Below are 6,824 nucleotides of genomic sequence, written 5' to 3'. Positions count from 1 at the left end.
GGCGGGAGCATATGGTTCCGCTGTCGCGGCAGGCCATTGCTGTGCTGGAGGAGATGCGGCGCGTCAATGGGACGCAGCCTTACATCTTTACGGGGCAGGGGAGGCGGCGACGCCCGATCAGTGAGAATACAGTCCGGTGCGCGCTCCAGTCGATGGGGTTTGCCGGAGAGATGACCGCGCATGGGTTCCGCAGTATGGCGTCCACCTTGCTCAACGAAATGGGCTGGCGCTCGGATGTTATCGAACGCCAGCTCGCACACGTTGATAAAAACAAAGTCCGTTCCGCGTATAATCGGGCGGAATACATCACCGAGCGTCGGCAGATGATGCAGGCGTGGGCTGATTTTCTTGATTCCCTGTGATGACTTTTTGCAAGGCGGACATCCGCCAGAGGGAAGAGCGGCCATGTTTTTCCGGCTGAGGATAGAATCCCGCCCAGACGCCTCGGTACCATGTCGCCCGTGAAACGGGGATGACCTCAAGTACTTCCTTCAGACGTAATAATCTGTCTTCCATGAATATTCTCTCCTTATGCGCCCCTGACGCTCTGGATTGACAAAGCCTTGGGACATGATAGTTAGATTATACAGGGTTAGCCTTTCATTCCATAGCATTAGCACTGCAACCCGCGAGGAGGCCTTATGGAAGGTTCGAGAGCTCAGTCATTTGAGATCAACAACGAGAAGTTGCGGAGTGTTCAGGAGGGAAAACAGGTGCCTTCCTCCACACCGGTTCTGGTGGATTATTTCGGGCATTCTTGCGTGCGGATCGTTTCCCCTTTGGGTTTGTCCGTCCTGATAGATCCGTGGCGCAACGATCCCGCATGGGGCTGGTGGTTTCCAGTCGACTTCCCAGAAGTCAAAGTGGACATCGCGCTTTCCACACATGCCCATTTTGATCATGATGCGCTGCATATCCCGAAGGCGCTCATCACCATGGAGCGTATGGTGGGGACGTACACTCTGGGGGATATCCGCATCACCGGCTTGGCGGATAAGCATATGTCCGCTTCCGTTGGGAAGACGCGCTGGACGGATATCCAAAAGGACACAGGGGAGGACTTTGCGCCTCCGACAAACAACCTGCATATGGACAATGTGATATACGTGGTGGAGACAGGCGGGATCACGTTGGTGCATTGGGGGGACAACAGGCCCGTTCCTGAGGTCTTTGTGGATGAGTATTTGAGAAAGCAGCCCATCGACGTACTGTTTATCCCCGTGGACGAAAGCGAACATATTCTGAGTTACGGACAGGCTGACGCCATTATGGAAGCCTATAAGCCGGGTGTGACCATCCCGATTCACTACCTGATGCATGGCGTCAATACCGTGTTGAGCACGCTCCAGCCTTGCGAACCCTGGATCCTTACCCATAAGAATATCGTTGAGATCTCTTCCTCGCGCTTCCCTGTCAGTCCCGGGCAATACCCTCAGCAGGGTGATGCAGTAGGCACTTTTGGGAATCACTATACAAGGGATTGATTGCCCGCATGATTTTGTCTTTTGGTGCCTCGTTATGGCGCGAGGAAGAGCGTTCCATTGTCTGACAACATATTCCGTATCGACCTTTGGGGAGCAAGGCCCGCACATACCACACATAGGGCAGTACACAGCAGCTCTTGTAGTCACAGAAACAACTGCATCGGGATTTCCACACGCCGGGCACGGTAGGGTCAGGACTCGTTAATTAAGGTAGAAGAGAACAGTGACAGCAAGACAAATGGCTGAGAAAAAAGTATGGGCACAGCGGTCATATCGGGTTGCGATACGTCGCCAGTCCTTCAACTTGCTGAATGTATTTTCAATAAGATGGCGACCTTTATACAGCGTCTTGTCGAAAGGAAGTTCTTCATTTCTGGTTTTCCGCGGTGGTATGCAGACGGTTATCCCTTTGGCTTTTAGAGATTCCCGCAACCAACTCGCGTCATAGGGTCAGGACTCGTTATTTTCAAAGGAACAAAAACAGGGTATGCAGAGGGCATGGAGGTGTCGCATGCGTACCCTGTTTTATCTTTCCGAAAGCCAGTTGGAGCGTATCAAACCGTTCTTTCCCCGTTCTCACGGTGCTCCGCGTGTCGATGACAGACGCGTCGTCAGCGGCATCATATACGTCATCAAGCACGGGCTTCAGTGGAAGGATGCACCTGATGAGTACGGCCCGCACAAAACGCTGTACAATCGATTCATCAGGTGGAGCAGACTCGGTGTTTTCAATAAAATTTTCACTGAGTTGGCCAACAAAACGTCTTTTGATGGCTCACTGATGATCGACTCCACTCACCTCAAGGCTCACCGCACGGCGGCAAGCCTGCTCAAAAAGGGGATTCTTCGCGCCTCATAGGACGAACAAAAGGTGGCCTGAATTCCAAACTTCATGCCGTTTGTGATGGGCACGGGCGTCCTGTCCTGCTTTTGCTGACGGAAGGACATATGCGCGGCCCACGGTTTGGGGTATGAAAAGCCCCGCCGGGGGAGGGCGGGGCGTGGGGTGCTATCTCTTCTTCGGTCGCGGGCACCCGCACACGGGGCAGGCCGCGAACTTGTGGCTTGTGCCGCACTTGGGGCAGTCCGTCGGCGGTTTGCCGCCGGATGTTTTCAGACCCTTGCAGGCGGCGTTGATGCGGGCGAAGTTCTTTGCCTTGCGCTTGCCCGTCCATTCCGGGCGGTTCGGGTTGTCATAACCGGGCATGGTCAGCCTCCACAGTAGCCGTAGCGGTCGGGGCAGGAAGCACAGTTGATACTGCTTTCCTACAATCCCCATTATAGGAACACCTTCCCCCGTCCACTTTTCCGTCCCGCCATTTGGGGCATTCTTCGCCCGTCCACTTTTCGTATTCGATGATCTCGCAGTTGAGCTGGACACCGTTGACATGGTGCTCATAGATTTTGGCCATCGGCATCAGCGGACAGGGCTGTTTTTTCGCCTGCTCTCTGGTCAGCACGGTATTCCCTCCTTCGGGGCATCCTTCCATGTCCAGCGGTCCTCGTCGCCGCCGTGTCCGGGATCGGGGTTCAGGCTGCACCCGCCGCAGGGGAAGCCGTCCACGGTGCTGGTGACGTGGGCGCAGGTCTTGCACTCGCGGCGCGGTTCCCAGTTGTCGGCATCACCGCCGTTTGCCTGTGCGCAGGCCATGCAGGGCTCGGCCTTTTCCGTGCCGTCAGCGGAAAGGTGGCGGCACGACAGGCAGGTGCGGGCGTTGGCGACGGGCGGCGCGGGCAAGGTGAGCACTTCCGCCCGGCCTTCGCCGTTGTCCGCGGGCTTGTCCGGGGTGACGAGTTCAAGGCGGTGCTGCCGCTCCTCGGCGGTCATCGGGCGGCGGCTGATTTCCTTGCCCGTCACGGAATCGCACCATACGACCTCCATCGTCGTCCGATCTTCAAAGCGGTCGCAGGAGACGGTTTCAAACCGTTTGCCGGAACGGTATTCCGCTGCCGCTTCCGCAGCCTTGGAGACGGAAAGGTCGATGCGTGCCTTGTAGTCCTTCTTCACGGCGAGCAGTTCCGTTTCCAGCTTGTCGCGTTCGCGCAGGGCGTCCGCCATTTCGGAGCCCAGATCAAGGAGCTGTTCATCGGTGAGATCCACCAGCACCTCGATGTTTTCCCGCCCGCAGGCGCGCACGTCATGCGGCCCCGCATCGTCCGGGGTGAGCCCGGTGTCTTCCCACGCCTCGCGCAGGATGTCGCAGGCGATGGTGTCGCCGACGTCTATGTCCTCGGCGTCATGCAGGAAGGCGTCGGTAGAGAGTTTCGTACCGTGGCCGTGTTTGTCCGAGACGATGCAGCATTCGCCGTCTTCGGAGAACTCATGGATGGTGAGGGTGACGCGGACGTAATCCGTGGCGTCCTGTTGTTCCTGACTCATGAAAAGTCCTTTGCCGGGGTACATGCCCCCCGGCGGGCTCTATGGGGACGGCGCGGGAGGTGGGCGCCGGAAGGTTAGAAGACAGTGACCACGCCGACCGTGCGGAGCATGGCAAGCGCCTCCTGTACGGTATCCTCATACTTCGGCGCGTACTTGACGCTGAGGGTCAGGGTACAAGCCACGTTCACGGGCGGGGCGAAGGGAAAGCCCTCCTCCCGCTCAATGAACGAATCGGGGCGCGGTTCCGCAGGTTTGACGACGTGGGCGGGCTTGCTCTCTTCGCGGGCCTCGGCTTCCGCCGCATACACCTGCCCGATGATGCCCGCGGCGTCCTCGCCGGAAATGTCCGGCGTCAGGCAGGCCGCAAACTTCGACAGGGGAAGCGCGAAACCGTGTTGTTCCGCCTGAGCCTTTGCCGTGGCCTCCACCAGCGCGATGCGGTCGGCTTTGGCCTGTTCCATCCGGCGGGTTTCTTCGCACTCCCGCTTGTATGCGGCGATGATCCGTTTGATATCCTCGTGGATCTCGGCTTGCCTCGTGGATTTGTTCAGCCATGAAGGGTTGATGGGGATGTCCAGTTCCGGCACGCCTTCACAGCTCTTGATGTTGTCGACGACACACTGGACGGCCGCGCGCCGGCCTTCACGGTCGCGCCGCTCGAAGTCCTTGACCTGCGTGTCCAGCGCAGCGCGGGCATCCACGATGCGGGCGATCAGCGCCTTGACCTCGGCGTCGAACCCGTCCAGCGGCCCGGCAATCCGCCGCTTAATGTCCTTCCGGGCGTTGTCCATCCGTTCCTTGAGCCTGTTCAGCCCCGCCATTTCGTTTTTGATGGCGGGCACGTCGGCTTCCTGTACCTCCAGCCCCGCATACTGGGCTAGGACGGTATCCAACAGCGTGGACACGGCGTCCTTGTCCCATGTGATGACCAACGGCGTCGCGGTGACGTTCAGGTCCAGCAGGGCGAGCCCGGCGGGTTGCTCCTGCGCGGGCGGGAGGGCTTCCAGAATTTCTGCGGTCTGTGCCATATTCTATCCTATTGGTTTTGCCTAAAAAGGCACGTCATCGAGGCCGGAGGCTTCGGAAGGGAAGGCGGGGCCGAGGTCTTCATAGTCGGCGGAGTGCCGCCTCTGTGTCTGGCGTCCGCCTCCCTGTCGGCCCTGTTGCCCGTCGCCGTCCGCCTTGCGGTCGAGGAACTGGACGCGCTGCCCCTGAATCTCGGTGACGTAGCGGTCCTGCCCTTGCTGATCCTGATACTTGCGGGTGGAGAGCCTGCCCTCGATGAACACGAGGCTCCCCTTGGCGAGGTACTGCGAACAGGTTTCGGCCTGCCGGTCCCAAAAGACGACCTTGTGCCATTCCGTCTTGTCGACCTTCTCGCCCCGGTCGTTGGTGTAGCCCTCATCCGTAGCCACGTTCAGGCTGCATACGGGCTTTCCGGCCTGGGTGTAGCGCATCTCGGGATCGCGCCCGAGCCTTCCGATGATCATCACCTTGTTGAGGCTGCTCATACAATCTCCTGCTGAGGGAAAGAAAAGCCCCGCCTGATTATCAGGGCGGGGCTGTTGTTACGCGGCGCATTCCTTGTCCTGCGCTTCGATCTTGCGCTGCCGTTCCCGGTAGGCGGCGTAGATGGCCCCACTGTCCGGGTGGTTTTCCGGGATGCCGAGCCGGGTTGCCGCCTCCTTGAGCGCGGTTACGGTTTCCGCCGCTTCAAAGGCGGCGATCACGGCGTCCAGCGGCACGAATTCGGGCGGGGTTCCGGCTTCGGCTTCGGCCTTGGCCTCGATCTCCCGGCGCTTCTTGCCGAACATGTTCTTGACCGCCTCGTAGTCGGGGTGTCCCTCGGTAATCCGATGGCGGTTGTAACAGGCGACGAACCCCGCACAGTCCCGTACTTCGCTCAACTCCTTAGCGAGGGCGGCGAGATCCACACGCTCGGGCTTGGGCTGAGGGGCTGGCTCGGGAACGTTACGCCGGGGCTGTTCCCGGTCATCGTCCCGCCTCCATGCGCCTTCCCCGTCGTCATCGTCGTCGGCCACCACGCCGACCAACGCCGAAAGGGAATAGCGCCGGGCGTAGGTGATGGCGCTTCCCATTGATTGGATGGCGTTCTTGGAGCCTGTATTGTCGTATGGCATCCTGCATTCCGATGCCAGCCATTGCCCCGACTCGTGCATCAGCATCGTCCTGACGTGCGCAACCCCTTCCGAGGGGAGGACAATCTGCGCGATGGAGAGGCCGTGCTTCGGAAGCACCTTGCGGACGGCGTCGATCATCGCCGTCAGGTCAGCGTATTTGCGCTTGAGCTTTCCCTCCTTCCCGACGGCGGCGGTGGAGTTCTTTTCTGCGGGTTCAAGCTCGCCCTGCGCGGCGGCAAGGGCCTTCGCCAGTTCGTTGATCTGTTCGCTATGGGTATCGCACATATACTTACTCCCCGCCTTCTTCCGTTTCCGTGTGCTTGCGCCGGTTCCGCGCAAAGGCGGCATTGCCCGCCGCGATCATGAGTTCCTCGTCCGTCCAGTCCCCATCAAGTTCGGGGTAAGCGTCGTCCGTCCAGTTCATCACGGATCTCCTGCAATTCATTGGCGATGGTCAGCAACCTTCTTCTCATTGCCAAATCCAGTTTTTGTCGGGCGCTCAGGTGTCCCGCCTCATTGTTGCATGAGGCACAGGCAAGGGTCAGGTTCCGCAAGCTGTCCAGTCCGTTTCCGGCAAGCGGCACGATATGTTCCACGGTTGCCGTCTCGGGGGTCAGGACCCGCCCGCAGTACATGCAGACCCAACCGTCCCTTTCCGCGATGGAACGGATCAACAGGTTACGCTCGCGGGCATTTCGGGGCCTCCGCTCACGTTTTCCCCCGCCCTCCCACTTCCGCTGATCAAGAAAGGCGTTGAAAGCATCCTGCGCCCCGTTGATTCCTTTTGTGATTTCGCCGTCTTTGTTCCTGTAGAGCACG

Annotated in this window: 10 protein-coding genes and 2 pseudogenes; 3 read left to right on the top strand and 9 right to left on the bottom strand. The window is 59.3% G+C overall.

What is annotated here, in order from left to right; genetic code table 11:
* Nucleotides 1-362: tyrosine-type recombinase/integrase (locus T370_RS0120765; RefSeq protein WP_029436874.1), on the top strand; the 362-nt coding region annotated here is incomplete at its 5' end.
* A gap of 279 nt (nucleotides 363-641) precedes the next feature.
* Entirely contained in the window at nucleotides 642-1,484 is an 843-nt protein-coding gene (locus T370_RS0120760) for an MBL fold metallo-hydrolase (protein WP_029436873.1), read from the top strand.
* Nucleotides 1,485-1,685: 201 nt separating this feature from the next.
* On the opposite strand, the pseudogene T370_RS24655 reads toward T370_RS0120760, so the two are convergent.
* Nucleotides 1,686-1,931 (bottom strand): annotated as a pseudogene (locus T370_RS24655) (transposase); the annotation flags it as partial.
* Nucleotides 1,932-1,995: 64 nt separating this feature from the next.
* On the opposite strand from T370_RS24655, the pseudogene T370_RS0120755 reads away from it, so the two are divergent.
* A pseudogene (locus T370_RS0120755) lies at nucleotides 1,996-2,435 on the top strand (IS5 family transposase); the annotation flags it as partial.
* A gap of 58 nt (nucleotides 2,436-2,493) precedes the next feature.
* Here T370_RS0120755 and T370_RS0120750 read toward each other — a convergent pair.
* From T370_RS0120750 to T370_RS23240, 8 genes are all read right to left on the bottom strand, one after another.
* Nucleotides 2,494-2,691, bottom strand: coding sequence for a hypothetical protein (locus tag T370_RS0120750; protein WP_029436871.1), 198 nt, complete (start codon nucleotides 2,689-2,691; stop codon nucleotides 2,494-2,496).
* Complete coding sequence (locus T370_RS0120745; RefSeq protein WP_029436870.1) at nucleotides 2,678-2,944, bottom strand: hypothetical protein; 267 nt, start codon at nucleotides 2,942-2,944, stop codon at nucleotides 2,678-2,680. The genes T370_RS0120750 and T370_RS0120745 overlap by 14 nt, the downstream gene beginning before the upstream one ends.
* A complete protein-coding gene (locus T370_RS23940) occupies nucleotides 2,938-3,864 on the bottom strand; it encodes a hypothetical protein (protein ID WP_051643934.1) in 927 nt (308 codons plus the stop codon). Before T370_RS23940 ends, T370_RS0120745 begins: the two co-directional genes overlap by 7 nt.
* 74 nt (nucleotides 3,865-3,938) lie before the next feature.
* Nucleotides 3,939-4,892, bottom strand: a complete 954-nt coding sequence (locus T370_RS0120735) for a DUF1351 domain-containing protein (protein ID WP_029436868.1) — start codon at nucleotides 4,890-4,892, stop codon at nucleotides 3,939-3,941.
* A gap of 21 nt (nucleotides 4,893-4,913) precedes the next feature.
* Entirely contained in the window at nucleotides 4,914-5,375 is a 462-nt protein-coding gene (locus tag T370_RS0120730; RefSeq protein ID WP_009367988.1) for a single-stranded DNA-binding protein, read from the bottom strand.
* 57 nt (nucleotides 5,376-5,432) lie between these two features.
* Nucleotides 5,433-6,290 carry an ERF family protein gene (locus T370_RS23935; protein ID WP_009367989.1) on the bottom strand — a complete coding sequence of 286 codons (858 nt, stop codon included), beginning with the start codon at nucleotides 6,288-6,290 and terminating at the stop codon, nucleotides 5,433-5,435.
* Between the two features lie 4 nt (nucleotides 6,291-6,294).
* Nucleotides 6,295-6,429, bottom strand: a complete 135-nt coding sequence (locus T370_RS26150; protein WP_009367990.1) for a hypothetical protein — start codon at nucleotides 6,427-6,429, stop codon at nucleotides 6,295-6,297.
* Nucleotides 6,395-6,824, bottom strand: a 430-nt coding sequence (locus T370_RS23240; RefSeq protein WP_029434758.1) for an HNH endonuclease, incomplete at its 5' end; no start/stop codon positions are given. The genes T370_RS26150 and T370_RS23240, both read right to left, overlap by 35 nt.

It is taken from the genome of Bilophila wadsworthia ATCC 49260 (assembly GCF_000701705.1).
GTDB classification, from domain to species: Bacteria; Desulfobacterota; Desulfovibrionia; order Desulfovibrionales; family Desulfovibrionaceae; genus Bilophila; species Bilophila wadsworthia.
This window is presented reverse-complemented; position numbering and strand designations above follow the sequence as displayed.